20 protein-coding genes are annotated in these 23,580 nt (G+C 67.7%); 8 read left to right on the forward strand and 12 right to left on the reverse strand.

What is annotated here, in order from left to right; genetic code table 11:
• Window positions 1-15: 15 nt before the first annotated feature.
• From tssG to ACFPOB_RS18655, 11 genes are all read right to left on the reverse strand, one after another.
• Entirely contained in the window at window positions 16-996 is a 981-nt protein-coding gene (gene tssG / locus ACFPOB_RS18605; RefSeq protein WP_377799855.1) for a type VI secretion system baseplate subunit TssG, read from the reverse strand.
• Window positions 960-2,708: a type VI secretion system baseplate subunit TssF gene (tssF, locus tag ACFPOB_RS18610; protein WP_377799856.1), complete on the reverse strand. Its 1,749-nt coding sequence runs from the start codon at window positions 2,706-2,708 to the stop codon at window positions 960-962. The genes tssG and tssF overlap by 37 nt, the downstream gene beginning before the upstream one ends.
• Before the next feature lie 5 nt (window positions 2,709-2,713).
• Window positions 2,714-3,121 carry a type VI secretion system baseplate subunit TssE gene (tssE, locus tag ACFPOB_RS18615; RefSeq protein WP_377799857.1) on the reverse strand — a complete coding sequence of 136 codons (408 nt, stop codon included), beginning with the start codon at window positions 3,119-3,121 and terminating at the stop codon, window positions 2,714-2,716.
• A gap of 61 nt (window positions 3,122-3,182) precedes the next feature.
• The gene (tssC, locus tag ACFPOB_RS18620; RefSeq protein ID WP_092160227.1) at window positions 3,183-4,667 is read right to left on the reverse strand and encodes a type VI secretion system contractile sheath large subunit; all 1,485 of its coding nucleotides are present in this window, start codon (window positions 4,665-4,667) and stop codon (window positions 3,183-3,185) included.
• A 28-nt stretch (window positions 4,668-4,695) separates the two neighbouring features.
• Complete coding sequence (tssB, locus tag ACFPOB_RS18625) at window positions 4,696-5,199, reverse strand: type VI secretion system contractile sheath small subunit (protein ID WP_377799858.1); 504 nt, start codon at window positions 5,197-5,199, stop codon at window positions 4,696-4,698.
• 46 nt (window positions 5,200-5,245) lie between these two features.
• On the reverse strand, window positions 5,246-6,883 hold the full coding sequence (gene tssA / locus ACFPOB_RS18630; RefSeq protein ID WP_377799859.1) for a type VI secretion system protein TssA: 1,638 nt from the start codon (window positions 6,881-6,883) through the stop codon (window positions 5,246-5,248).
• Between the two features lie 167 nt (window positions 6,884-7,050).
• The gene (locus ACFPOB_RS18635; protein WP_377799860.1) at window positions 7,051-8,712 is read right to left on the reverse strand and encodes a SpoIIE family protein phosphatase; all 1,662 of its coding nucleotides are present in this window, start codon (window positions 8,710-8,712) and stop codon (window positions 7,051-7,053) included.
• 99 nt (window positions 8,713-8,811) lie between these two features.
• Entirely contained in the window at window positions 8,812-9,135 is a 324-nt protein-coding gene (locus ACFPOB_RS18640) for a cupredoxin domain-containing protein (protein WP_377799861.1), read from the reverse strand.
• The gene (locus ACFPOB_RS18645) at window positions 9,132-10,277 is read right to left on the reverse strand and encodes a cytochrome-c peroxidase (protein ID WP_377799862.1); all 1,146 of its coding nucleotides are present in this window, start codon (window positions 10,275-10,277) and stop codon (window positions 9,132-9,134) included. Before ACFPOB_RS18645 ends, ACFPOB_RS18640 begins: the two co-directional genes overlap by 4 nt.
• A gap of 4 nt (window positions 10,278-10,281) precedes the next feature.
• On the reverse strand, window positions 10,282-11,196 hold the full coding sequence (locus ACFPOB_RS18650; RefSeq protein ID WP_377799863.1) for a hypothetical protein: 915 nt from the start codon (window positions 11,194-11,196) through the stop codon (window positions 10,282-10,284).
• A gap of 167 nt (window positions 11,197-11,363) precedes the next feature.
• Window positions 11,364-11,960, reverse strand: coding sequence for a c-type cytochrome (locus ACFPOB_RS18655; RefSeq protein ID WP_377799864.1), 597 nt, complete (start codon window positions 11,958-11,960; stop codon window positions 11,364-11,366).
• A gap of 210 nt (window positions 11,961-12,170) precedes the next feature.
• On the opposite strand from ACFPOB_RS18655, the gene ACFPOB_RS18660 reads away from it, so the two are divergent.
• The 8 genes from ACFPOB_RS18660 (at window position 12,171) to ACFPOB_RS18695 (ending at window position 22,017) form a co-directional block, all read left to right on the forward strand.
• On the forward strand, window positions 12,171-12,782 hold the full coding sequence (locus tag ACFPOB_RS18660) for an OmpA family protein (RefSeq protein WP_377799865.1): 612 nt from the start codon (window positions 12,171-12,173) through the stop codon (window positions 12,780-12,782).
• 63 nt (window positions 12,783-12,845) lie between these two features.
• Window positions 12,846-15,788: a DUF2169 family type VI secretion system accessory protein gene (locus ACFPOB_RS18665; protein ID WP_377799866.1), complete on the forward strand. Its 2,943-nt coding sequence runs from the start codon at window positions 12,846-12,848 to the stop codon at window positions 15,786-15,788.
• Window positions 15,778-16,845 carry a pentapeptide repeat-containing protein gene (locus tag ACFPOB_RS18670; protein ID WP_377799867.1) on the forward strand — a complete coding sequence of 356 codons (1,068 nt, stop codon included), beginning with the start codon at window positions 15,778-15,780 and terminating at the stop codon, window positions 16,843-16,845. Before ACFPOB_RS18665 ends, ACFPOB_RS18670 begins: the two co-directional genes overlap by 11 nt.
• Window positions 16,846-16,856: 11 nt before the next feature.
• Window positions 16,857-17,261 (forward strand): DUF4150 domain-containing protein, encoded by a 405-nt coding sequence (locus tag ACFPOB_RS18675; RefSeq protein WP_092160249.1) that lies wholly within the window; start codon window positions 16,857-16,859, stop codon window positions 17,259-17,261.
• Window positions 17,262-17,298: 37 nt separating this feature from the next.
• Window positions 17,299-18,780 carry a DUF3540 domain-containing protein gene (locus ACFPOB_RS18680; protein ID WP_377799868.1) on the forward strand — a complete coding sequence of 494 codons (1,482 nt, stop codon included), beginning with the start codon at window positions 17,299-17,301 and terminating at the stop codon, window positions 18,778-18,780.
• A complete protein-coding gene (locus ACFPOB_RS18685; protein WP_377799869.1) occupies window positions 18,777-19,442 on the forward strand; it encodes a DUF3540 domain-containing protein in 666 nt (221 codons plus the stop codon). The genes ACFPOB_RS18680 and ACFPOB_RS18685 overlap by 4 nt, the downstream gene beginning before the upstream one ends.
• A 50-nt stretch (window positions 19,443-19,492) precedes the next feature.
• Window positions 19,493-21,214: a tetratricopeptide repeat protein gene (locus ACFPOB_RS18690; RefSeq protein WP_377799870.1), complete on the forward strand. Its 1,722-nt coding sequence runs from the start codon at window positions 19,493-19,495 to the stop codon at window positions 21,212-21,214.
• A complete protein-coding gene (locus tag ACFPOB_RS18695) occupies window positions 21,211-22,017 on the forward strand; it encodes a transglutaminase-like domain-containing protein (RefSeq protein WP_377799871.1) in 807 nt (268 codons plus the stop codon). The genes ACFPOB_RS18690 and ACFPOB_RS18695 overlap by 4 nt, the downstream gene beginning before the upstream one ends.
• Before the next feature lie 145 nt (window positions 22,018-22,162).
• On the opposite strand, the gene ACFPOB_RS18700 is transcribed toward ACFPOB_RS18695, so the two are convergent.
• On the reverse strand, window positions 22,163-23,542 hold the full coding sequence (locus tag ACFPOB_RS18700) for an L-serine ammonia-lyase (RefSeq protein ID WP_377799872.1): 1,380 nt from the start codon (window positions 23,540-23,542) through the stop codon (window positions 22,163-22,165).
• Window positions 23,543-23,580: the final 38 nt, after the last annotated feature.

Here is a 23,580-nt window from a genome sequence, read left to right on the forward strand (position 1 = left end):
TGACGCAACTGGATCTCAGATGACGAATTCGACCGCGGCAGCCGGATCGGCGTCGAGCCAGCCCGACCAGCCGAGCCTGGTCTCGCCCAACTGGAAGGGGCGTGCCTCCCCCGGCGCCAGCAGGAAGGCGATGTCCCAGTCCAGCGGCTCGCGGATCGAGAGGCGGATCAGCTCGGTCAACGTGGCGTGATCGCGCCCGCCCGGCAGCAGCCGGTCGCATTGCGCCGCGGTCAGCGGCCCGAGGCGCAGGCGGAACTTGCCCATGACGTCGCGCATGGCTTCGCCGGCGACCGTATCGACGCCAAGCTCGATGCCGGGAGCGCCGAGGCGCCACTGCGCCTCCTCAGGGATGCGGATCTCGCGCGGCACGAATTCCTCGATCGCGCAGGGCACGCCGAAATAATGGCTCACCACGCCGGCCACCACCGAGGCCGAGCGGCTGTGCAAGGCCAGCACCCCGGCATAGGGCAGCAGCAGCGTTCGCGCCGGCCGGTCGCCCTCCTGTGCGACGCCGAACATGCCGAAGAGCGCGGCGACCGCGCCGGAGATCGGATCGGTCGCTCCCGGCTCGTAGCGGTGCTGATGGCGGTAGTGTTTCCAGATCCGGAAAAGCAGCCCGAGCAGGCGATGGTTGAAGAAGTCGGAGAAGTCGCGCAGCGCCCCGCCATCCTCGGCGAAGACGATCCGCTCGGTGAAGGCCGGCGGCAAGGGCGAGGATGGGCCGTGCAAGCCGAAGTGATTGGCGGTGACGGTGATGGGCTCGCCGGCGCGCGCCGGCAATTCGATCGCCGCGACCTCCTCGGCCGGGAAGCCGAGCGTCGGATTGGCGCGGAAGCGCACGGCCTCGCGCCGCGGCGAGCCGGACGAGCCGATGCCGCCCGGCTGCGGGAAAGCGTCTTCCAGCAGAAGACAGAGGGCGTTGAACTGGACCGTCGCAGCGTCGAGCGCCGCGACGGCGCTCAGGTCGCGCTCGTCGTGCCGGCTCGCGGCGTCCATTTGTACTCCACCTTGCTCTCGGCGCCCTGGATTGCGAAGCGGTGCAGGCTGTTGAGGCTGGCATAGACCGCAAAGAAGCGCTCCAGCACCGCTCCGAACAGGTAAAGCTCGGCCTCGCCGCCGATCTTGCTCTCGGCCACAGCCAGCCTGATCGTGCGGATGCGGACCGGCTGACCGCGCAACACGCCCTCCTCGACGCCGCTCTCGAATGTCTCCAGGCCCTCGAGCAGCAGCTCCAGCCGGCGGCGCGCCTGCGCGTCGTGCACGGCGCGGAAATCGTAGCTCGCGATCAGCGTGCGCAGCGCCCCGACATCGACGAGCGAGCCGTAATTGCGCGACAGGTTCGAGATCAGCCGCCAAAGCAGGTTCTCGCCGATCGGCGGCGGCGTATGCGGCGTCACGCCCATGACGTTGGTGAAGCTGACGGTCGCCGGCGTCTCAGAGGTCGGCTGGTCGATCGCGCCGACAGGCAGCCGCTCGGCGAGAGCGCCGTTCGAGCAGGTCAGGCCGATCGAGATCACCTCGGCCGGCGGGGCCGAGGTCCTCTCCAGCCGCGAGACGAAGGAGAGGTAATGATCGACGCCGCGGCCGACCACGGCCGGACGCAGGCGCTCGCGATAGTACAGCTTGTTCTCGGCCTCGCCCGGCAGATCGTGGCGGAAGGCTTCGAAGGGTTCGTAGACGATGCGCTCCGCCCGGCCCTGCAGATAGCCGGTGACCTTGTCGATCGCGTAGATCGCAGCCCCGGCCCGGCCACCGGCGACGATGCGATATTCGCTGCGCGAGCGGTCGATGCGCAGAGGGTGCGCCTCATGGGCGAAGAGGTTGACCACAGGCGTGCAGTTCAGCCGGACATGGCCCTCCGCCACCCTGACCTGATCGGGGAAGGGCCGCGAGAACTCGAAGGCGAAGGTCGCAGCCTTGCCCGACAAGCCCGCCAGAGCCTCCAGTCCGGTCACGTCGACGAACAGGAACTTGGCCGGGAAGGCGAGATATTCCTGCAGGTGGCGGAAGCCGATGAAGGCGTTCGACGGATAGGGCAGCACGCCCTCCCCGTCCTCGAAGCCGACAGGGCGGATCGCGCCCGCCGGGAGGGCGACGCTCTCGCCGGCATCGCTGGTCACGGTGATCGAGCGCAGATGGCGCGAGAGCCAGAGCAGGAGCGTGCGCCCGACCTGCGGCTCGCGCTCGGTGTTGAAGAACAGGCGCAGGCGCCCACCTTGCAGCCCCTGCAGCGTGCCGCGCCCCGCCGCCTGCAAGGTCAGTGCGAGACGCGCCGTGGTCGGCCGGTTCTCGCTCTCGGTGCGCGTGATCGAGAACGGCAGCACCTCGACCGGATAGCAGGTGCGGAAACGGCAGGAGACGCCGTCGATCGGCCGCGAGGCCAGCGCGACGCCCGCCGGAACGCGGGTGACGCCCGCTCCGCCGCCGGCGGCCGCTTCGAAGGCGACGACGCTCATCGGTGGGATCGGGCGCAGATAATGCGGCCAGACCAGCCGGATCAGCCCGTGCACGAGCTCCGGCATCTCGTCTTCGAGCTTCTGGCGCAGGCGCGCCACGGTGAAGGCGAAGCCTTCCAGCAGGCGCTCGACATCCGGGTCGCTCGCCTCGCGCGACAAGAAGCCGGCGAGCTTGGGATTGGCCCGGGCGAACTCCTGGCCGAGCTCGCGCAGATAGGAGAGTTCGTCCTCGTAATGCGCGTTCAACGACATCGGCTCTAGCTCCGCAGCCGCATCTGCCGGTCGTTGCCGAGCACGGTGTCGAAACGCATCGCCTCGCCGTTCTCGCCGTCGATCAGGATGGCGCTGACTGAGAAGGCGAATTCGCCGGGCGCCTCGGTCGGCATCGGCTTGACCAGCACCTCGCGCAGGCGCGGCTCGAAGGTCTCGAGCTGGGCCTTCACCGTCCGCGCGATCGCCGGAATGGTCTCCGAAGCCTCACGCGAGATGTCGTTGAGATCGGGCATGCCGAAATCCGGCCGCGTCTCGCAGCAGCCCTGGCGCGCATTGAGGATGCGCCTGACATTCGCCAGCACGCTGTCGGACAGGCTCAAGGCCGGCGCTATCTCCGGCGAGCCGGCGCCGGGCTCGCGCGCGGTTTCCAATCGTTCGAACAGGCTCGCCACGGATGTCTCGTCGATAGCAGCCGCCCCGCCTCCGATCGGAAGCGGGGCGGAGCAGAATGCGTCACTGCTTGTCGAGCTTGCCCTTCAGCGAGAGCGTGAAGTCGGCGCCCATGTACTTGAAGTGCGGCACCACCGACATGGCGACGCGGTACCAGCCCGGCTCGCCCTCGACGTCCTCGACCCGGATTTCGGCCTTGCGCAGCGGCCGGCGCGCCCGGACCTCCGGCGAAGGATTGTCCTGGTCGGCGACATACTGGCTGATCCACTTGCCGAGCTCTTCCTGGAGCTCTTCGCGGCTCTTCCAGGAGCCGATGTTCTCGCGCTGCAGCACTTTGATGTAGTGCGCCAGGCGGTTGATCATGAACATGTAGGGGAGCTGCGTGCCGAGCTTGTAGTTGAGCTCCGCCTGCTTGGCCTCCGGCGTGTTGCCGAAATATTTCGGCTTCTGCACCGAGTTCGCCGAGAAGAAGGCGGCGTTGTCGCTGCCCTTGCGCATGGTCAGCGCGATGAAGCCCTGCTCGGCCAGCTCGTATTCGCGCCGGTCGGTCACCAGCACCTCGGTCGGGACCTTGGACTGGAGCTGGCCCATCGACTCGAAGTTATGGACCGGCAGATTCTCGACCGCGCCGCCCGATTGCGGGCCGATGATATTCGGGCACCAGCGATACTGCGCGAAGGACTCGGTCAGGCGCGTCGCGAAGGTGTAGGCGGCGTTGCCCCACAGATAATTGTCGGTCTCGCCGGCGCTCTTTTCCTCGTAGTTGAAGGCCTTCACCGGGACCGTGTCCGCGCCGTAAGGAATACGCAGCAGAAAGCGCGGCACCGTCAGGCCGAGATAGCGGGCGTCCTCGCTCTCGCGGAAGGCGTTCCACTTGGCATAGCGCGGGCCCTCGAAGATCGATTCGAGATCCTTGAGGTTGGCGATGTCCTCGTATTTCTCAACGCCGAACATCTGCGGCCCGGCCGAGGCAATGATCGGCGCATGCGAGATCGCGCCGACGCTCGACATGAACTGCATCAGCTTCACGTCCTGCGGGCCGGCGGAGAACTCGTAATTGGAGATCACCGCGCCATAGGGCTTGCCGCCGAACTGGCCGAACTCGGCCGAGTAGATATGCTTGTAGAGGCCAGACTTGACGACTTCCGGGCTGTCCTCGAAATCGGCCAGGAGCTCGTCCTTCGAGCAGTTGAGCAGCTCGATGCGGATATTCTGGCGGAAATCGGTGCGGTCGACGACGAATTTCAGGCCGCGCCAGGCCGATTCCAGCTTCTGGAACGACTCGTCGTGCAGGATCTCGTCGAGCTGGGCCGAGAGCTTTCCGTCGATCGCGGCGATCATCTGGTCGATGACGGCGTTGTTGACCTTCTCGTCCTTGCGCGCCGGCAGCATCAGTTCCGAGATGAAGGCGGCGACGCCGCGGCGGGCGACGTCATAACCCTCGTCGTTCGGCTGGATCTTGGTCTCGCCGAGAATCTGATCGAGCAGCGACAATTCGGTCGTGACGACCGAAGCATCCTGGGCGACCTCGAGTTGCTGATTGCTCATGGTTGCGGGTCCTGTCGTGCTGACTTGATCAGGGGGTCTTGCCGTCGACGGAGCCGGTCAGCTCGCGCAGCAGCTTCTCGCGGGCGGCATCGTCCTCGAGCACGCCCTGGATCGCCTTGCGGAAGGCCGGGACGTTGCCGAGCGGGCCCTTCATCGCGACCAGCGCCTCGCGCAGCTCCATCAGCTTGCGCAATTCCGGCACCTGGCGCGCGACCGCATCCGGCTCGAAATCCTTCAGCTTGTTGAAGGAGAGCGAGGCGCGGACATCGGGCGCATCGGCGGCTTCGTCGAGCTTGTTGGCGACGGCGAGGTCGAGCTTGAGCTCATGGCCCTTCAGCACGTCGTCGAAATTGTCCTTGTTGATGTCGGCAAGCGAGCGCTCCTCGACCGGGCGGTCGTCGGCGCGGCCGGTGAAGTCGCCGACCATCAGCAGCTTCAGCGGCAGCTCGACCTCTTCCTTCACATTGCCGGTAGCAGGTTTGAACTTGATGTTGACGCGCTCCTTCGGAGCGACCGAGACTTCCTTCGACATGACTTGCTCCCCAGCGTGGTGAAACTTGGTCTTCGGATGGAGCCGGTCACCGGAACAGGCGCGCGGCGGTGGCAAGGTCGAGCCGGACGAGGCGCTGGCGCGTCTCGTCGAGGCCGATGCGGCGCCGGTCCTCGGCGACGAGGCGGGCGGCGTCGGCATGGGTCAGCGCCCGGAAGCGCAGTTCCGCCACCTGAGCGGCGAGCTGCGGCTCCCAGTTCTCGAGGTCGTGCGTCTTGAGCAGATTCTCGAGATGGTCGAGCAACGGCAGGGCCGCGGCGATCAGACCGGCATCGAGGCAGAAGCGCGCCTGGGCGATCTGGCGCAGGACGCGATTGCGCCCGCCGATCTCGCCGCGGGTCAGTGCGGCCAAGAGATCGACCGCTTCCGGCGCCTTGCCGGCGGCGGTCAGCATCCGCGCCTCGCCGAGCGCCCGGTCGAGCCCGTCGGCATCGCCTGAAGCAGTGCCACCTCCGCCGCCACTCTCCTCGATCCAGTCGCGAGTCGCCGGATCGACGAAAGGCTTGCCGTCGCCGAAGCTGAAATTCATCAGATCGGGGAAGCGCCGGAACAACATGTTCATCGCCCCGCCGACGGCAGCGGCCGCATCGGCGTGATCCGGGCCCATGCCCTTCAGGATTTCGGCGGTGATGCGGTGCCCCTCGAACCAGAACGGGGCGCTCCAAACCAGCTCGTTCAGCGCGCGCAGAGCCTCTTGGTTCTGGCCCGCCTGACGCTGCGCCTGAGCGGCCGCCGCCTCCTCCACTGGTGGCATGGCGCCGGTTCGACCGCCCTCGTTCGGCGGCACTTGCCGGATGCGCCACCAGGAGGCGACGCGCGACAGAAGATAGGCGCGCGCATCCGCGCTGCTGCGGCCAATCAGCCCCGCCGAGAGAGAGCGCAGCGTCTCGGGCAGGGTGTCGATCGTCGAGAGGTCGAGCGCCGGCATCGCAGCGGGTGTCGGCGCCGCGGCTGGTGTCGGGGTGGGAGATGCCGGCGCAGCGGCCGGAGTCGCGGTGGGCGCTTCGGCCGCGCGCGCGGCGGCCTGCGCCTCCTGCTCGGCCCGCACGGCAGCTTCCGCCTCGGCGTCCTTCCGCTTCTGCTCGGCTTCCGCCAGAGCGCGGCGGGCGGCGTCGCGATGCGGTCGCAGCGCACGCACGAGATCGCCGAGCGCGACCTGCTCCTTGCGCAATTTCTCGCCGGCGAGCGTGTCGATCTCGGTCAGCGCGTCATAGGCGTACAGCACCGCCGGCCATTCGCCCTCCCCGGTCTCGCCTTCGCAGAGCGGGGCGGTGCGGCCGACCAGCCACTCCAGGGCGCCGACACGAGCCCGCTCGCGGGCGGCTGGCGGCTGCATGTCGTCCCAATGGGCGGCGATCATCCCGCGCAGGATGCCGAGCCCGACGGCGAGGCCGTGATAGCGCTCCTCGCGGCAGAGCGCATGCGCCAGCCAGGCGCCAACAAGGAGATCCTTGCCTCGCGTCTCCAGCACGGCCGTCGACAGCCGTGTGACCTCGCGCCAGTTCACGGCAAGTGGCCCATCGGTTTCGAGCTTGCGGACCTCGCTCTCCAGCTCCTCGAATTCGGCCGAGCTGCGCGGCTCCGAGCCGGCAGGCGCCGCCTCGGACACGGGCGATGCGCCGCTCGCGATCCGCGGATCGAAAAAGATGGAACTGGACTCTGACATCGACGCTCGCAGCGGCGACCATTGTGTATTTGGCCCCGCTGACGTTGATGACGCCGGTTATTGAAGCTTCGATGACTTTGATATGACCGAGCGACTATGGCGCTTGAAACCGATCAGCCGGCCATCACGACTTGCCTGAATGCAGAAAAGACAAAGCCGGCTTAAGGTTAGACGGTTTTCAGCGCCCATGGCGTGCCGGCATCTTCGACCCGCTTTATCGTTTCGAGCTCGATCGGCTCCGGGGGGCCCTTATAGCGGACGACAAGATAGGTAATGTCGTCATGCTGAGGGGCATCGCCGACGAAACGGCTGACGGCGTCGGTGACGTTGGAGACGACGATGTCGAGCGACTGGCGATGGCTCTCGCTCAGCGAGGCGACCAGGCGATCGACCGTGAACTCGCGGCCCTCGGTGTCCATCGCCTCGGAGATGCCGTCGGTATAGAGGAAGAGCGTGTCGCCCTTGTCCAGCTTGAGGCTGCCCTGATCATAAGAGAAGCCGGGCATGATGCCCATGGCGATGCCGCCGGTGACGGGTAGTTCGGCAACCTCGCCGCTCTCGCGCACGATGATCGGCGGGTTGTGCCCGCCATTGGCATAGCTCAGCTCGCCGGTGCGCAGGTTGAGGATGCCATAGAAGACGGTGACGAACATATCGAGCGGGTTCTGCTCGCACAGGATCGAATTGGTCTCGGCAAGGCAATCGCCGGCGGAGCGGCCCTCGCGGGCGCTCGACTGAAGCACCGTGCGCGAGATCGCCATGAAGAACGCCGCCGGCACGCCCTTGCCGGAGACGTCGGCGATCACGAGCCCGATCTCGTCCTCACCGATCACGAAGAAATCGTAAAAGTCGCCGCCAAGCTCGCGCGCCGGCCGCATGATCGCCCGGCCGGAATAGCTCGGATGCTTCGGCATGCGCTGCGGCAGCATCGCGCCCTGCAAGGAGCGGGCGATGTCGAGCTCGGTCTCCATTCGCTTGTGCTGCCTTTCCAGCAGTTCGTTCTTGGTTTCGAGATCGCGTGTGCGCTCGTGGACGAGCCCTTCGAGCTCCTCCTCGCGCCGCTGCACGTCGACCGCCATCTTCTGGAAGACGCGGGCGAGCGAGCCGAGCTCGTTGCGCTGGCCGGCGACGGCCTCGATCGAGCTCGGCTCGAACTTGCGGCGTTCGACATCGCGCGCCGCGAAGGTCAGCGCCGCGATCGGCATCGCGATCTGGCGCGCGACCAGGAAGGCGATGACGATCAGGAACGGCACCGCCGCCGCAACCGCGATGGCGACCAGCGTTGTCGTGCGCTGCGTCTCCTCCAGGGCGTTCAGCTCCTCGTCGGCGAGCCGGTCGAGGAAGGCGGTCAATGTCGACAGAGACTCGCGCATTGCCGCTTCGTTGCGGCCGTCCTCATCGTAGAGCCGGGCCGCCCTTTCCGCGTCGCCGGCCTTCCAGGATTCGAAGATCTCGGTCGCGACCCGGCGTGACTGGTCGAGCGCAGCGATGAAGGAAGTGACCGCCTCGCGGACGCCCTCATTGGTGATCGAGCGGAACACGTCGATACTGGTGTCGGCGAGCTTCTGGTCGATGACGTTGAAGGCGGCGTCGGCCCTGGCGATCTCGTCCTTGCTGGTACTGGCGCTGATGCCGCGCACGAAGGTCCGGCTCTGCTCGAACAGCACGACCAGGGTCGAGACATTCTTGTTGACGAGCAGCGCATTGTTGAAGATCGAATGGCTGGCGCTCGACATGGCCGCAACGCCGTAGACCGCCGCCGCGGCGACGATCGCCGCGATCAGGATGCCGAGCGCGGCGAGCCCGTAAAGTTTGCGTTTGACGGTCATCTTCAACGCTCGGGCCTCATGCCGCTCGCCGGGGCGCAGCGAGACGACGCATCGGAGCATGGGCATGTGACAGTTGCGCGCCAGCCGCGGGCGGCAGGGCTACTCGACCTCGATCGTCATCCGCATCGAAGGATGGATGGCACAGCGGACATCGACCCTGCCGGCTTTCGGAAAGGCGACCCGTGTGCTCGCTCCCGGGCGTTGAGCCTTGAGATCGAAGCTGTTCGCAGCGCTCTCGGAGAAGACATTGTGCGTGCCGGTGTCGTCGTTGACGAAGACGACCTCATCGCCGGCCTTGATCGTCAGCACGCGCGGATTGAACTGCTGGCCTTTCTGGGTGATCCGGAATTCTGTCGCCTCTGCCAGGGTCGACACGGCACCGGCGCAAGCCAGCGCGAGAAGGATGACGGGGACGTGCTTCATTGGGGCATAGCCTCCGGATCGGCTTGGTGGGCGGACGTCGCGGGGCCCGAGAGCGAGCGCATGAAGGCGACGAGATCGCTCTTTTCCTGCGCGGCGAGCCCAAGCGGGAACATGTCGGGCGACAGGCTCGGCCGGCGCACGCCGCCGCGATCGTAATGGTCGATCACGGCCTCCAGCGTGGCGATCGAGCCGTCATGCATATAGGGCGCGCGCTCGGCGACGCCACGCAGGGTCGGCGTCTTGAAGGCGAAGGCCAGGCTCTCGATCTGCGGCTTGATCCGGCCGCGACCGCGATCGCCGGTGTCTTTCAGGCCGATATCGCGAAAACCCTCGTCGGTGAAACGCCAGCCAGAATGGCAGGCGACGCAATTGGCCTTGCCGTTGAACAGCTTGAAACCGCGCAATTCCGCCGGCGTCAGCGCCCGCTCATCGCCCTTGACCCAGCGGTCGAAGCGGGTCGCCGGCGAGCGCAGCGTGTTCATATAGCCGGCCAGCGCGTCGGAGACCGTCTCCGGCGTCGGCCCGACGCCCGCATAGACGCGCTCGAAATCGGCCGAGAACTCCGGTGAGAAAGCGAGGCGCTGCACCATCGCATCGAGCGACAGGCCCATGATGTCGGGCGAGGCGATCGGCCCGCTCACCATTCCAGCGAGGGAATCCTGCCGGCCGTCCCAGAGGAAGGCACTCGCCCAGGCCATGTCGTAGAGTGTCTGCGAGCGCCGCGCCATCGGCCGGCCATTGTCGGCGATCGGCTTGGCCTTGCGATCGGCCCAGGCGGCATTCGGCAGATGGCAGGTGACGCAGGCGATGCGACGATTGCCGGACAATTCGGTGCTGTGAAAGAGCTTGTGGCCGAGCGCGACCACCGGCCCGGAGGCGCGTGCGCCATCGGGCAATTCGGCTGGCCGCCGATATTTGGCGCGCAAGCTCACATGGTCGAGCGGGCGCGCGGCTGCCCTTGCCTTCTGCTCTGCCTGCTCGCTCGTCAGAGCGCCGCCTTCACCATCGAGGCTCGCCGGGCTCTCGATCAGCGGCTCGATGGTCGAGCAGCCCGCTAGCAGCACCATCCCGACGCCGGCCAGCAGCCGCCAGCCGCGCAGGCGCGAACAGGGCTCCTCCCTGCCGGCACCCGGTCGCGCCATTGACCTATGCCAGACTGCCATAGGCCAGACCGTGTGCGCCGTAGTACATCAGGAAGAAGAGCAGGAGGACGCCGACATAGGTCGCTGCCTGCTCCAGCCCGCCGATACGATAGGAGCGGATGCCGCTTTGAACCGCGCGGTTGACCAGCGTGTTGCCCTCGATCACGGCGACGCCGAGCGAAGCGATGATCATCAGATGGCCGACGGCATCGACCTTGCCGAAGTCGATGATGGCGGCGACGAAGATGCCGAGGAGCATTGCGGCGACCAGGCGCTGGCTGAGCATGCCGAACAGGAGCAGGAAGGCGGCGACGAACTCTACGAAACCCGCCAGCATGACATAGATGTGATGGTTGATGCCGAGCGTGATGCGCTCGTGCTGGGCGAGCAGCGGCAGCGTCCACGACGCATAGGCCCATTTTTCCACCGACGCCCAGAGCAGGGTCTGCGCCATGGCGGCATAGAGAATCGACAGGGCGTAGGGCTGGAGCCGCGCCAGCCGCAGCGAATGGATGATCAGATAGGCGGCGATGCCGAGAAAGAGCGGATAGTCCATCAGGTGGAAGCCGCCATATTGCGCGACCGCCAGAATGTAGAGCGCGACGATCCCGAAGCCGGCGATGAAGACCGTCCGCCACCAGAGCGTGCAGATGGCGAGGAGCAGCTGGAACCAGGAAACGGCCTGGCTCTCGGTCTTCAATTCGGGGGTGAGCAGAATGCCTCCGAGCAGCCAGAGGCAGAGCAGGAAGGCGCCGAGGCTGACGCGCATGATGTCGGGGCCCGTGCCCTTCAGGGGCTCGAACACGGCATCGACGGCATCCTCGACCCCTCCGGCACTCATCGCGCGATCGGCCACGAAGACGAGCGCGATAAGCAGGATCGACAGCGACAGGGCGATCACGAAAGGGACCGAGAACACGTCCCAGAGCGCGGCGGGCGGGACGGCGACGTTGTAGGGCGCGAACCATTTGACATGCGCCTGCGCGGTCCCCGTCGATAAGCAGAGGGCAGCGGACGCGACAAGATGCGCGAGCCGGGCCCTTCGTCGCCGGAGCCAGGCGCCTGTCGCTGGAGAAGAGGGTCGCGTCAAAGCCCGGCCTTCGCGGAAATCTGCGCTTCGGCCGGCGTGCACACGGCTTGGAAGGTCCAGTCGGCACCGGCCCGCCGCTTGAGCTCTTCATCCGGCCACCAGGACATGACATAGGCCAGCACGGCGACGATCTCCTGTTCCGACAGGGTGCCGCGGAAGGCCGGCATGGCGATGCGGCCATCGGCCCTGCGCGCTCCGGCCGAGACGCGGAAGAACAGATCGGCGTCGCTGTGATTGGTCGCGTGGCCGCTCTCGTTCAGCGCCGGTGCCGCCTCCGGATCGCTGCGCCATCCGGCCGCACCGCTGAGAAAGGCGCCGTGGCAGCCCGCGCAATTGGCGCGATAGAGCGCAAAGCCCGCCTCCCGCTCGGCATGGCTGGCGGGCTGGGCGATGCGGAACTCCGCAGGGCGAAGCCCTTGCCGCAGCAGCAGCGAGCCGGCCGCGAACAGGCAGACGACGCCTGCGATGAGGAAGACCGCAGGCAGCACCGACGAGAAGGCCACAGCACCTGCCGCAGACGGCTCGGCGATCGGAGACGCCGTGGCCTCTCCGTTCAAGCGCACAGGCGTCTCATCGCCCAGGACCTTCGTCACGGACGGTCTCTCGTCAGCGGCCGGGAAATCACCCCGGCACGTGTAGAGCGGAATTCTGACAGTATTGTTTCAATATGTCGGCTAATTACTTCGCTATACATCTTTTCAAATATAGGTCGATTCAGTGCCGCTGCGTCCTCACAATAACCGGGCCGTCATCGTCCTGTCGTCACCGGCATCGTGTTCTGTCGCCTCAGCTCGGGGGGAGCGATGGCGGCGAGCACGCAGGTCAGATCGAAATTCGTCCAGATCGGCCTCTACAGCGCCGCGATCATCGCCGTTCTGGCGGTGCTCGCCATGTTGCTGCCATGGCTGCTGCCTGCGCCCAAGCCCGCCCAGCCAGTCGTGGCGCAGCCCGCTCCCGCCCCTGCTCCACGCCCCGGCCAGCTCGAACGCATCCGGGCGGCGCTGGCCGAGGAGATCAAGGCCGGCTCGATCACGGTCGATCCGTTCGGCGGCTGGATCGCGATCAGGGTCGGCAACCTCATCACCTTCGCCTCGGGACAGGCGACCGCCCTGCCCGGCTTCGTGCCGGTGGCGCGCCGCATCGCCGGCGTGATCGACGGCGAGAACGGCCCGGTGCGCATCGTGGGCCATACCGACGACCAGGCGGTCACGGCCGGCGGCCCCTTCCGCGACAACCAGGCGCTCTCGATCGCGCGGGCGGAGGCGGTCGCGGCCCTGATCCGGCCAGCCCTGCGCCAAGGCGGGCGTCTTGCCGTCGATGGCCGAGGCTCGTCCGAGGCGATCGCCGACAATGGCAGCATCGAGGGCCGGGCCCGCAACCGACGCGTCGAGATCCTGATCACCCGCGAGCCCTGAACAGCGTCGTCAGCCTGTCGTCTACCCACCCTAGCGTCACCTGCGGGCCACCAAGACAGCTTCATGCCGACGATCATCAAACCACGAAAGCTCGGCATCCTGACCAAGGTCGAGCGCCGCGGCAGTTCGGCGACGCTCGTCGTCTCGGCGCTCGGACTGTTCTCGCTGCTCGAGCCCGGCGATTTCGAGCCCGACACCGCGCTCTGGCCGATGGCGATGGAGCAGATGCCGGCCGGCACGATCTTCGACGCCGCGATGCCCAAGCCCTGCGGCGAGGTCCTCGTCGCCGGCTTCGCCAGAGCTCCGGGAGGAGACCCGGTACCGGCGCTGACTCTCGACATCACTCTCGGCGCGGTACGTAAGCGCCTTACCGTCTTCGGCGACCGCGTCTGGCGCCAAACCGCTGGCGGGCCAGTCTTCGAGCAGCCCAGGCCGTTCATCGAGATGCCGCTCGTCCCGGCGCGCTGCTTCGGCGGCCCGAACCATTCGGACAATCCGCTCGGGCGCGGAGCGGAGGCGGCCCGCCGCGTCGATGCCGGCGAGATCGTCCTGTTGCCGAACATCGAGCGCGCCGACCGGCTGATCCGCACGGCCGAGGACGCACCCGAGCCGATACGCCTCGGGCCGATCGACCCCGCGCACCCGTCCCGCCGCGCGCTGGCCGGCACCTATGACGATCGCTGGCTGAAGCACGGCTTTCCGGGACTCGCCGCCGACGCCGATCCGCGCCTGTTCTGCGTCGCGACGCCGGACCAGCGCATCGAAGGCTACTTTTCCGGGCAGGAGCCTTACCGGCTCGTCGGCTTCTCGGCAGAGCATCCAGTGATCGAGGGCGCCCTGCCGAGCATGCGGGTCCGCACTTTCATCGCGCGCGTCGATGGGCTCTTCGAATTACCGAACGTCCTCGATACCGCCTGGCTCTTCCCCAGCGCTCATAAGGGCGTGCTGATCTACCGCGGCGCCTGCCCGGTCGCCGATATCGACGGCGACGACGTCAGCCATGTCATGCTCGCCTATGAGCGCCTCGCCGACGAGCCGCGCCCGGCCGAGCACTATGCCGAGGCCTTCCGGCTGCGCAGCGATCCGGCCGAGAAGCTGAAATACGCGCTCGCCGACGGCGCCCTCTCGCCTCTTCCGGATTCCGCCGCGGTCGAGCGGCGCCGGATTGCCCGCATGGCCCATCATGAACGCCAGCGCGAGCGGACCGAGAAGGCGCAGCGGCTCGTCCTGCGCGACGCACTCGACAAGGCCGGACTGCCCGCCGCCTTCATGCCGGACCTGCCGCCCGCAGAGCCGCCTCCCGCCTGGATGCCCTCGCCGGAGGAGATCGCCAGCGGTGAGATCGATTTCGCCGCGCTGTTCGAAGGCACGCAGCAGCTCCAGGCGCAGATGGACGAACGCGGCCGCGCGCTGGGAGCCCAGGCCCATGCCGCGGCGAACCGTGGCGATCGCTTCCGCCAGACCGGAGATCTCGGCGAACTCGACGCGCTACTGGCCGAGCTCGACCTGCCGGAGCAGCCCAACCTCGCCGCGACCGCGTTGCCGCCGGACTTCAAACTGCGAGCGAGCACGGTCGACCCGGAAGCGGCCCTGCGCGATGCGCTGCAGCGCTTCCAAAGCGGGCCAGGTGCAACACTGCTCGCTCCTGCGCGCGGTGGTCTTGCCGGTGCGCAGGCGGCTCAGCGCGACGATGTCGTCCCGGATGCCGCGACCATCAGCAAAATGGAGCGGCAGACGATCTCGTTGCCTGCCGAGGCTGACGCCGCCGGCGACAAGCTGAGGCGAGCCTTCCCTGAGCTTGCACCGCCGGGGCAATCGCTCGACGATCTCCTCGGCTCGCTGCTGGCGGGCGACATCCTGCCGGACGCCAAAGAGCCGGCCGATGCGAAGACGCAGCTCGCCCGCGCGAGTGCACAGCTCGACCAGCTCGAGCCGCGGCTCGGCGAGGCCATGGCGACGATGCGCCGGCTCGCCCCGGAGCCGATTCACCCGATCGCGCCATTGCCGCCGGAGTCGGCGCAGCGTTTCGGCCAGGCGATCATGGCAGCGAAAGCGGACGGCCTCGCCGGCCGAGACATGGCCGGCGCTGATCTCTCCGGGCAGGACTTCAGTGGGCTCGACCTGAGCGGCGCCTTCTTCGAGCAGTGCGATCTGCGCGGTGCGCGCTTCCACGGCGCCAATTGCGCCGGCGCGGTCTTCGCCGGCGCCGATCTGCGCGGAGCGGATTTCTCGCAGGCCAATCTGCTGGAGGCCAATCTCGGCGCTGGCGACGCCCGCGGCGCCCGCTTCGCCGGAGCGGACCTGCGCCGGGCGCAATGGCTGAAGAGCAAGATCGCGCAATGCGACTTCGCCGGCGCGACGCTCGAAGAGGCCAATTTCATCGAAGCCGATCTGTCGGACGTCTCCTTCGCCGGTGCCAAGCTCGACCGGGTCACGATCCTGCGCTCCGACATGACGCGGGTCGTCCTCGCCGATGCGATCATGGAGAGCTGCGCGCTGATTGAGGTCAAGGCGGAGAGCCTCGATGCCCGCAGGCTCAAGGCGTTCAAGCTCTCGGCGGTTAAACTGGAGGCGCCCGGCGCCGATTTTTCCGGGGCGCATCTGCAGCAGAGCGGCTTCCATGCCGGCTGCGATCTCGCCGGCGCGCGTTTCAACGGCGCCGTCGGCATGAACGGCTCCTTCCGCGGTGCCAGGCTGATCCGTGCCAGCTTCGCACGGGCGAGCTTCAACCGGGTCGATTTCGGCGAGGCCGATCTGAGCGAGGCCGATCTTGCCCTCGCCTCGCTCAAGCAGGCCTCGCTTGGCAAGGCAATCCTGCTGCGGGCCGATCTCTTCGGCGCCAATCTGTTCAATGCCCAGGCGCGCCGCGCCCATCTCGACGGCGCCCGGCTGCTGCGGGCCAATCTCTATGGTTGCGATCTCTCGGATGCCTCGCTCGTCGGCGCCGACCTGACCCAGGCGCTGCTCGACAAGACCCTGTTCGGGATGCCCGCCGATGCGCCCTGAGGATCTGCTTGAGCGCGTCGAACTCGGCCTGCCGGTCGAGGGCGCCTCCTTCGCCGGAGCGGATTTCGGCGGCATAACGCTGGATGGCGCGATCCTTATCGGCTGCGACTTCTCCGGTGCCCGTTTTCGCGAGGCGCAGCTGAAGCGATGCCAGCTCGTCCAGTGCCGTTTCGAGCGCGCGGATTTCAGCGGCGCGGACTTCGACACGGTGCAATGGCCTCGCACCGGGCTGATCGCTGCATCCTTCGCCCGCGCGACGCTGCTTCATTGCCAGTTTGCCGAAACTGACGCGACCGAGGCCGATTTCACCGGCGCGAAACTCGCAAGCACGAGCTTCGCGCGGGTCGATCTCTCCCGATCCTGCTTCGCCGGGGTCGAATTGACGACGGTCGCGCTGGTCAAATGCACGCTCGCGAGCGTCGACCTATCGGATGCGACGATCCGCGGCCTCACGCTGGTCAGGGGCGATCTGCGGACCGCCATTCTCGATGGCGCCGACATCGACACAATGTTCGCCATGGAGGCGGATCTGTCGGGTCGTGACCTGCGCAAGATCAGGCTGTCGCGCCTCAATCTGATGAAGGCGCGCCTCTCCGGCTGCAATCTCGCCGGCATCGACCTCTCCCAGAGCCTCTTCCTGGAAGCCGATCTCTCGGGCGCAGACCTCTCCGGGGCGAGGCTGCCGATGGCGCTGATGGTCGGCGCCGATCTCACCGCGGCGAAGCTGGTCGGAGCCGATCTCACCAGCGCGAATTTCAGCGAGGCGAAGCTCGCCGGCGCCGATCTTTCCGACGCAAGGCTGAGCAACGCCCTGTTCGAACGCGCCGACTGCAGCGCCGCCCGCTTCGAGCGCGCCTTGCTCGACCATGCGCAGTTCCCCTACGCCCGGCTCGACGGCGCCTCCTTCATCGCGGCGCGCTTTCATCGCACCAGCCTTCACGCCGTCTCGGCCGAGGGCGCGCTGTTTCAGCATGCGACGGGCTCGACCCTTCCGACCGACCCACAGCGCGCCGTCGCCGATCTCTACGATCCCGCGCGTGTTGCAGCCCTGGCCTGAGGAGAGGCGCGATGGTCTTCGTCAACTCCTCCGGGCCGATCCCCGCCCCGGACTTCGCTTTCCCGGATGTCTGCCTGACTCCAGCCGTCGTACCGATCCCGGTGCCCTACCCCAACATCGCGCTGGCGCCGACGGCGATCCCGACGCAGCTCACCACTTTCCTGACCTGCATGCCTGCGCACAACCTGCTGACCACCAAGCCGCTGAGCCTCGGCGACCAGCCCGGCGTCCTGCTCGGCGTCGCCTCCGGCTTCGTCATGGGCCCGGTTAGGCATGCGATGGGCTCGGTGACGATGTTCCTCGGCGGCCCGCCCGCCACGAAGATGCTCAACCCGACCATGCAGAACGGCATGAGCCCGAACATCGTCGGCGTGACGCTCGCCCCCAGCCAGGTCACGACGATCTGTCTGTCCTGACCACCGGCCGCATTTCTGATCCCACGGGAGAGCACCGATGATGCCCGCCGCGACCACCTCGATCCCGCCCTCCGGCGTCATGCCGGCTTTGCGCCCGGCGACCGTGGTCGCCCGCGCCGGCGACCAGCTGCTTCTGCGCACGGAGACCGGCGAGGCCGCCGCCTGTGTCGCCCTGTCCTGCCCGCTCGCTCCACAGGTCGGCGACCAGGTTCTCGCCTGGGCTGGCGGCGAGGAATGGCACATCCTCGCCGTATTGGGTCGCGAGGCGCGTCCGGCGCGGGCTGCAGAATCTGTCGAGATCGACGACGAGCCGAGGCCCTTGCCGCCGGTGCCACACTACGAAGATGCCTCGGTCACCGAAGGCGAGGCTTCGGCCGGCCGGCCCTATACCCGCATTGACGTGCCGCTGAAGCCAGACGAATTCGGCAGCGGGACCTATCTGCGCCTCGGTGCCTATGTCGAGGGCGAGGAGGGCACGATGATGCCCGAGCTCACGCTGTCGAAAAGCACCGCCTCCAACACGACCAAGACCGAACCGAGCCCGGACCTGTCGCTGGCCTCCCTGCTCAGCGGCAAGAACCCCTATGTCGCCGTCGCCGAGACGGCCAATGCCGCCAAAGAGAGCGACGCGACCAATGCCGATGGCAGCGTCAAGCAGGGCTATCTGAAGCGCGGCGACAAGTTCGTGAAGAACAAGGCCGGCCAGATGGAACTGATGACCATCTCGACCAAGGCGACGACGACGACCTCTTCCGGCGACGGCTTCCTCGGCAAGACCGACTCGGACGTCAACCTCAGCGTCGGTGGCGGCATGCTGGTCGACATCGTCAAGGGCCAGACCACCAACGTCTCGGACGGCGACATCAAGTTCACTGCGCCCGCCGGCGTCTTCGCCGTCAACGCGCTCTCCGGCGTCTCGATCACCGCCGGCACGCCGGACGCGCCGGCCAACATCTCCCTGCTCGCCTACGGCTATGTGAAGAACGAAGCCAAGGGGCCGCTGTCGGAATGGCTTTATTCGACCTCCGAGAAGAAGACGTACGGCACCGCCAAGGAATGGTTCTACGGCGAGAAATACACGGAGTTCCACGGCTACGAGGAGAAGAAGTTTTTTGGTGTGTCGACCAGCTATTTCCTCGGCGACCAAACTTCGACCAACCTGGCCGCGCGCATCAACCTGACCATGGCGGCAACGCTGACCCTCGCGCTGGGCACCGAGTTCCGCCTCAACGCTGCGATCGACCTCAAGATCAATCTCGCCATCGACATGAACATCATCATCGGCGTCGCCTTCAAGGCCGTGGTCGGCTTCGACACGAAGGCGGTGCTCGGCTCTGACTTCAAGTACGTCAACGGCCTCGACTTCAAATGGGTCGGCATCGACGGCAAGAAGTTCGGTCTGGAAGTGAAGAACGCCGATATGAACGCCTATCTCAAGGCGGTCGTGCTGGGGAAAAGCACAGTCGAGATCGGCGGCAAGGACGTCGATGTCAAAACCGGACTGCTTTTTCGGTCATGAGCCGAGCCTCGCACAGCCCCTTCGCCATCGTCGAGGCGTCCGCCGGCGCGAGTTCCGCACCTTTCCAGGAGGCGGATCGACTGACTTCTGCTCGCGTGCTCGCGGTCACCGGAGAACGCTGCCTGGTGCAGGACGAGACGGGGACGCGCGAAGCCTCGCGCGCCGTGTCGTGCCTGATCCAGCCGCAGCCCGAGGACGAGGTGCTCATCGTCGTCTCCGGCCGGCGTGTCTTCATCCTGGCCGTATTGACCCGCACTGGCCTGGGCGATGCGACGCTCGCCTTGCCGGACCGGGCTGCCAATCTGGCCATCGCGGCGCCGAGCATCGCTTTCAACGCCACGGCCCGGCTCGGACTCGACGCGCCGGAAGTGGCCGTGACCAGCCGGCGGTTCCACCTGGTCACGGATGTCTTGACGCAAATCTCGCGGCTGGCGTCCATCGTCGGTGAGGCCCTGACCACAGTCGTCGGCCGCCAATCGACCGTGGCGCAGCGCATCGAGGTGACCTCGCAGGAGCGCAACACCGCGATCGCCGGCATCGACAGCGAGCGTATCGGCACGCATGTCTCGCAGACCGAGCTCACCACGGTCAGCGCCGCCGTCGAGACGCATCTGGCCCGTGATGATATCCGCCTCGACGCCAAGCGCGTAACGATCGGATGAGCGCGCCTGCAGCCGCCACCAGCCATGCAACCAGAGTGCGGGCTGGGCTGATGCGCCTGTCCGAAGGCCGCACCGACGAGGCCGAGGCGATCCTGCGCGAGGCGCTCGCGGCCCGGCCGGACGATCCCTGGGTGCTGAACGGGCTCGGCGGCGTCGCCTTGCTGCGACGTGACACGGCAGCGGCGGAAAAGCTGATCGGCGCGGCGGCGAGACTACTGCCCGGCGAGCCCGAAATCCTCGCCAATCTCGCTGCGCTGCACACCGAATGTGACCGCATCGACGACGCCGAGCTCTGCCTCGACGAGGCGATCCGCCTCGCCCCTCGCCATGCCGGCATCAGGGAACGCCGGGCCGAGCTTTTCCTGTCACAGCGGCGCCCCTCGGAAGCGGCCAATGAGGCCCAGTGGGCGCTGGAATGCGATTCCGAACGGCCGCGCGCCTGGCTGCTGCGCGGCCTTTGCGCACTCGCCGCCTCGGACCGGCCGCTGGCCGTCGCCTGCTTCGAGGAGGCCGTCGCCCTGGACGAAACCTGCGTCGAGGCCTGGCACAACCTCGCGGAAGCCCATGCCTCGCTCGGCGACGAAGCTGCGGCGCTCGACTGCGCCGAGCGCGCCTATCTCTGCATGCCGTCGGATCCGGTGCACATCACCACCCTGGCGCGGCTCCTCGTCGCCCGCGATCCCGGACGTTCGGGCGAGTTGCTGCGGCGGGCGCTGGCCCTCGCACCCGGCCATCTGCCTGCGCTGGAGCTGCAGGCGCTGATCGCGACGGACGCTGCAACCGTCCGGCAAGCCTTCGCCGCGCTGGCTGCGGCTGCCCGAGACCCCGGGAACGGCCCGGCTCTACTCGCCTTGGCGCGGACGCTCGCCGGCGCAGGACGCTTCGGCGATGCGCTGCTGGCGAGCGAGCGCGCCGCGGCGCTGCAGCTTCCCGAGGCTCGCCCGTTGCGGCACGCCTGCCTGTTCGCCCTCGGCCGCTTCGGCGAAGCCTACAGCAACCTGCCGGAGCCTCGCCCTGGAATCGACGCTGTGCTGATTCCACCGGACATGTCCCTCGGCGAGGTCGTCTTCGCGCTTCGTCTGCTGCCTGAGCTGGCAGCGCGGGCCGGCCGCGAGCTACCGCTGCTGGCGCCGCCGGCCCTCCATCGTCTGCTGGCGCCGCTCGCACCCGCTCTTTCGGAAGCGGGTCGAGCCGGCGCCGTGCAGCCGCTCGTTCTCGCCGAGGCGATGGCGCATCTGCGCGCCGATGCCGACATGCTCACGATGGCGGCGCCCTACATCACCCTCGCGCCCGGCCTCGCCAGTCGTTGGAAGGATGCGGTCGCGGCGCTGCTGGGCCCGCGCATCGGGATCGTCTGGTCGGCGCATCTCCCGGGAAGAGGGCTCAATGACCTTCTGGCAGTCGCCAGACCGCTCGGCACGGTGGTGAGCCTGGCGACGGGCGCGGCGCGGAACGCGCTCGCCCATGCGCCTGACGTCATCGATGCCGGCCATCGCATCGCCGGCCCTGAGGACCTTGCCGCCGTCATCGCCGCGCTCGACCTCGTGCTGGCCCCGGATTGTCTTGCTTTGCATCTTGCCGGCGCGCTCGGCCGCCGCGGCATCGCGCTCCTGCCGCGCGCGCCACACTGGATCTGGCAGGAAGAGGACGGGCGAACGCGGTTCTATCCGTCGCTGATGGCCTGGCGAGCGAAACAAGCACCGGATGCGACCGCATCGCGCGCGGAACTCGAGCATCTCGTGCGCATGCATCTTGCCGCGGCGGATGCATGACGTCGGAAACTCGCCGGCCAGCCGAGCGGGCGCAACTGACCCTCGATCTCGCCTACGCCTTCGATCAGCCCGCGCATGATCTCGATATCGAGCTTCGGGTGCGGCCACTGCGCGCGACCGACACGGGGCTGCCGTCCATCCGTCTCGCCAGCGAGCCGGAGGGCCGCTTCGATCCGCCAGTGGTCAATGGGAACGGCGGCGTCGTCGACAGGCTGAGGCTCGCCGGGCCGGCCCTGCGCCTACGCCTCAATGCCAGCTTCGACCACCCGGTCGACCCCGACGCGGCCTTGCCGGCCCTCGCGCCGACCCCCGCAGACCTTGTCTTGGAAGGGTTGTTGGATCCGACGCGCTCCACGCCGTGGCCCCAGGCCTTGGCCGACCTCCGCCAGTCCTGGCGCTACAGCGACGAACCGCGTTACCAGCGGCAAGCCTTGCAGGAGATCGCGCAGCGACGGGTAGGTTCCTGCGAAGCGATCGCGCGCCTCGCCATCGAGATCATCCGCGCTCGGAACATCCCGGCTCGCTTCGTCGGCGGCTACCGCCTCGCCGGCCCATCAGGCGATACGCGCCCGGTTCGGCGTCACGCCTGGATCGCGATCTGGGAGGGGTCGCAATGGCGCATGCTCGATCCGCTCGCCCCATCAGCAGCAGGACAGTGCCTGATCCCCACGGCATTCGCGAGCCGGCTGCCGGAGATTGCGACCATCCAAGGGTCCTTCAAGGGTGCCGGCACGGCCCGGCTGACTGTTTCAGCCCATGCCCAGCGATACAGAGCGTCGGTCGAGCGTGGTCATTCGCCATGATCTCACGACCGTCCGGTCTGGGCTACCTGCCAGTATCCGCTCTTGCCGCATCACAAGAGCGACAGTGTCGCGGATGCGGCACCCATTGGCCGCGCCAGCGTCCTTGAGGGTTCGCTGGGAGGCTATCGTACACAGCACGTCAGGCTCAGCACTCCGGCAGATTGACCGCGAGGCCACCAAGGCTGGTTTCCTTGAAGCGCTCGTTCATCGCTTCGCCGGTCTGGCGCATAGCTTCGATGCAGTTGTCGAGCGGCATGAAATGCGAGCCGTCGCCGCGCAAAGCAAGCGATGCGGCCGCGACCGCCTTGATCGCGCCGATGCCGTTGCGCTCGATGCAAGGTACCTGGACGAGACCTGCCGCGGGATCGCAGGTCATACCGAGATGGTGTTCCAAGGCGATCTCGGCGGCGTTCTCGACCTGCTCGGGCGAGCCACCCAGCACCGCGCAGAGCCCGGCCGCAGCCATCGCGGCGGCCGAGCCGACCTCGCCCTGGCAGCCGGCCTCGGCACCTGAGATCGAGGCATTGTGCTTGATCAGGCCGCCGATCGCCGCGGCCGTCAGCAGGAAATCGGCGACTTTCTCGGGCTCCGCCCCGATGCAATGGTCGAGATAATAGCGCAGCACCGCAGGCACCACACCGGCAGCCCCGTTTGTCGGCGAGGTCACCACCCGGCCGCCGGCGGCGTTCTCCTCGTTCACCGCCATGGCGTAGACGCTGAGCCAGTCCGTCGAGGCGTGCGGTTGGGAGCGATTGGCCAGCCGCTCGGCCTCGAGCTGGCGATGGATCGTCGCCGCCCGGCGGCGCACGCGTAAACCGCCGGGCAATTCGCCCTCCTGGCCTAGGCCGCGCTCGATGCAGCCGTTCATCACCGACCAAAGACGGGCCAGACCGCGATCAACCTCGTCCGGCGATTGGCGGTGGACTTCGTTGGCGCGCTTCATCTGCGCGATCGACAGTCCGCTCTCACGCGCCATGCGCAGCATCGTCGCCGCAGTCGCGAACGGATAGGGCCAGGACGACGCCGCGGCGGCGGCCGGCGGCGCCTCGCGCTCCTGCGCCGTCACCACGAAGCCGCCTCCGATCGAATAGTAGGTCTCCGACAGGAGCTCCGCGCCGGTAGCACCGCGGGCGCAGAAGACGAGGCCGTTGGCGTGGCCCGACAGGGGCGGCCCATAGTCGAAGACGATATCGGTGGTGGGATCAAAGGCGAGCGGCGGCAGTCCGTCGAGCCGAAGCAGATGCGTCGTCCCGAGCGCATCGAGCTGGCGTTCGGCCTCGTCGGGATCGAGCTCGGCCGGCGTCCAGCCGAGCAGCCCGAGCGCCACGGCGCGATCCGTGGCATGGCCCTTACCGGTGAAGGCGAGCGAGCCGTAAAGGGTCGCGCCGACCGCTGCCGCCTCATGACTGGACGGATGCTGGCGCAGCAGGTCCAGGAAATGCCCTGCAGCCGTCATCGGCCCCATTGTATGCGATGATGACGGGCCAATACCGATCTTGAAGACGTCGAACACGCTCAGGAACATCAAACGTCCCCAGCCAGCCGCGATCCTACACGCTCGGC

The organism is Allobosea eneae, from assembly GCF_042657265.1.
In the GTDB taxonomy this organism is placed as follows: Bacteria; Pseudomonadota; Alphaproteobacteria; order Rhizobiales; family Beijerinckiaceae; genus Allobosea; species Allobosea eneae.

Coding starts and splice junctions, on each gene's coding strand:
- ACFPOB_RS18660 (WP_377799865.1), top strand. CDS start 12,171: ATGGCGGCGAGCACGCAGGTCAGATCGAAATTCGTCCAGATCGGCCTC.
- tssA (WP_377799859.1), bottom strand. CDS start 6,883: ATGTCAGAGTCCAGTTCCATCTTTTTCGATCCGCGGATCGCGAGCGGC.
- ACFPOB_RS18700 (WP_377799872.1), bottom strand. CDS start 23,542: ATGTTCCTGAGCGTGTTCGACGTCTTCAAGATCGGTATTGGCCCGTCA.
- tssF (WP_377799856.1), bottom strand. CDS start 2,708: ATGTCGTTGAACGCGCATTACGAGGACGAACTCTCCTATCTGCGCGAG.
- ACFPOB_RS18675 (WP_092160249.1), top strand. CDS start 16,857: ATGGTCTTCGTCAACTCCTCCGGGCCGATCCCCGCCCCGGACTTCGCT.
- ACFPOB_RS18665 (WP_377799866.1), top strand. CDS start 12,846: ATGCCGACGATCATCAAACCACGAAAGCTCGGCATCCTGACCAAGGTC.
- ACFPOB_RS18695 (WP_377799871.1), top strand. CDS start 21,211: ATGACGTCGGAAACTCGCCGGCCAGCCGAGCGGGCGCAACTGACCCTC.
- ACFPOB_RS18690 (WP_377799870.1), top strand. CDS start 19,493: ATGCGCCTGTCCGAAGGCCGCACCGACGAGGCCGAGGCGATCCTGCGC.
- ACFPOB_RS18685 (WP_377799869.1), top strand. CDS start 18,777: ATGAGCCGAGCCTCGCACAGCCCCTTCGCCATCGTCGAGGCGTCCGCC.
- ACFPOB_RS18645 (WP_377799862.1), bottom strand. CDS start 10,277: ATGGCGCGACCGGGTGCCGGCAGGGAGGAGCCCTGTTCGCGCCTGCGC.
- ACFPOB_RS18635 (WP_377799860.1), bottom strand. CDS start 8,712: ATGACCGTCAAACGCAAACTTTACGGGCTCGCCGCGCTCGGCATCCTG.
- tssC (WP_092160227.1), bottom strand. CDS start 4,667: ATGAGCAATCAGCAACTCGAGGTCGCCCAGGATGCTTCGGTCGTCACG.
- tssB (WP_377799858.1), bottom strand. CDS start 5,199: ATGTCGAAGGAAGTCTCGGTCGCTCCGAAGGAGCGCGTCAACATCAAG.
- tssG (WP_377799855.1), bottom strand. CDS start 996: ATGGACGCCGCGAGCCGGCACGACGAGCGCGACCTGAGCGCCGTCGCG.
- ACFPOB_RS18670 (WP_377799867.1), top strand. CDS start 15,778: ATGCGCCCTGAGGATCTGCTTGAGCGCGTCGAACTCGGCCTGCCGGTC.
- ACFPOB_RS18680 (WP_377799868.1), top strand. CDS start 17,299: ATGATGCCCGCCGCGACCACCTCGATCCCGCCCTCCGGCGTCATGCCG.
- ACFPOB_RS18640 (WP_377799861.1), bottom strand. CDS start 9,135: ATGAAGCACGTCCCCGTCATCCTTCTCGCGCTGGCTTGCGCCGGTGCC.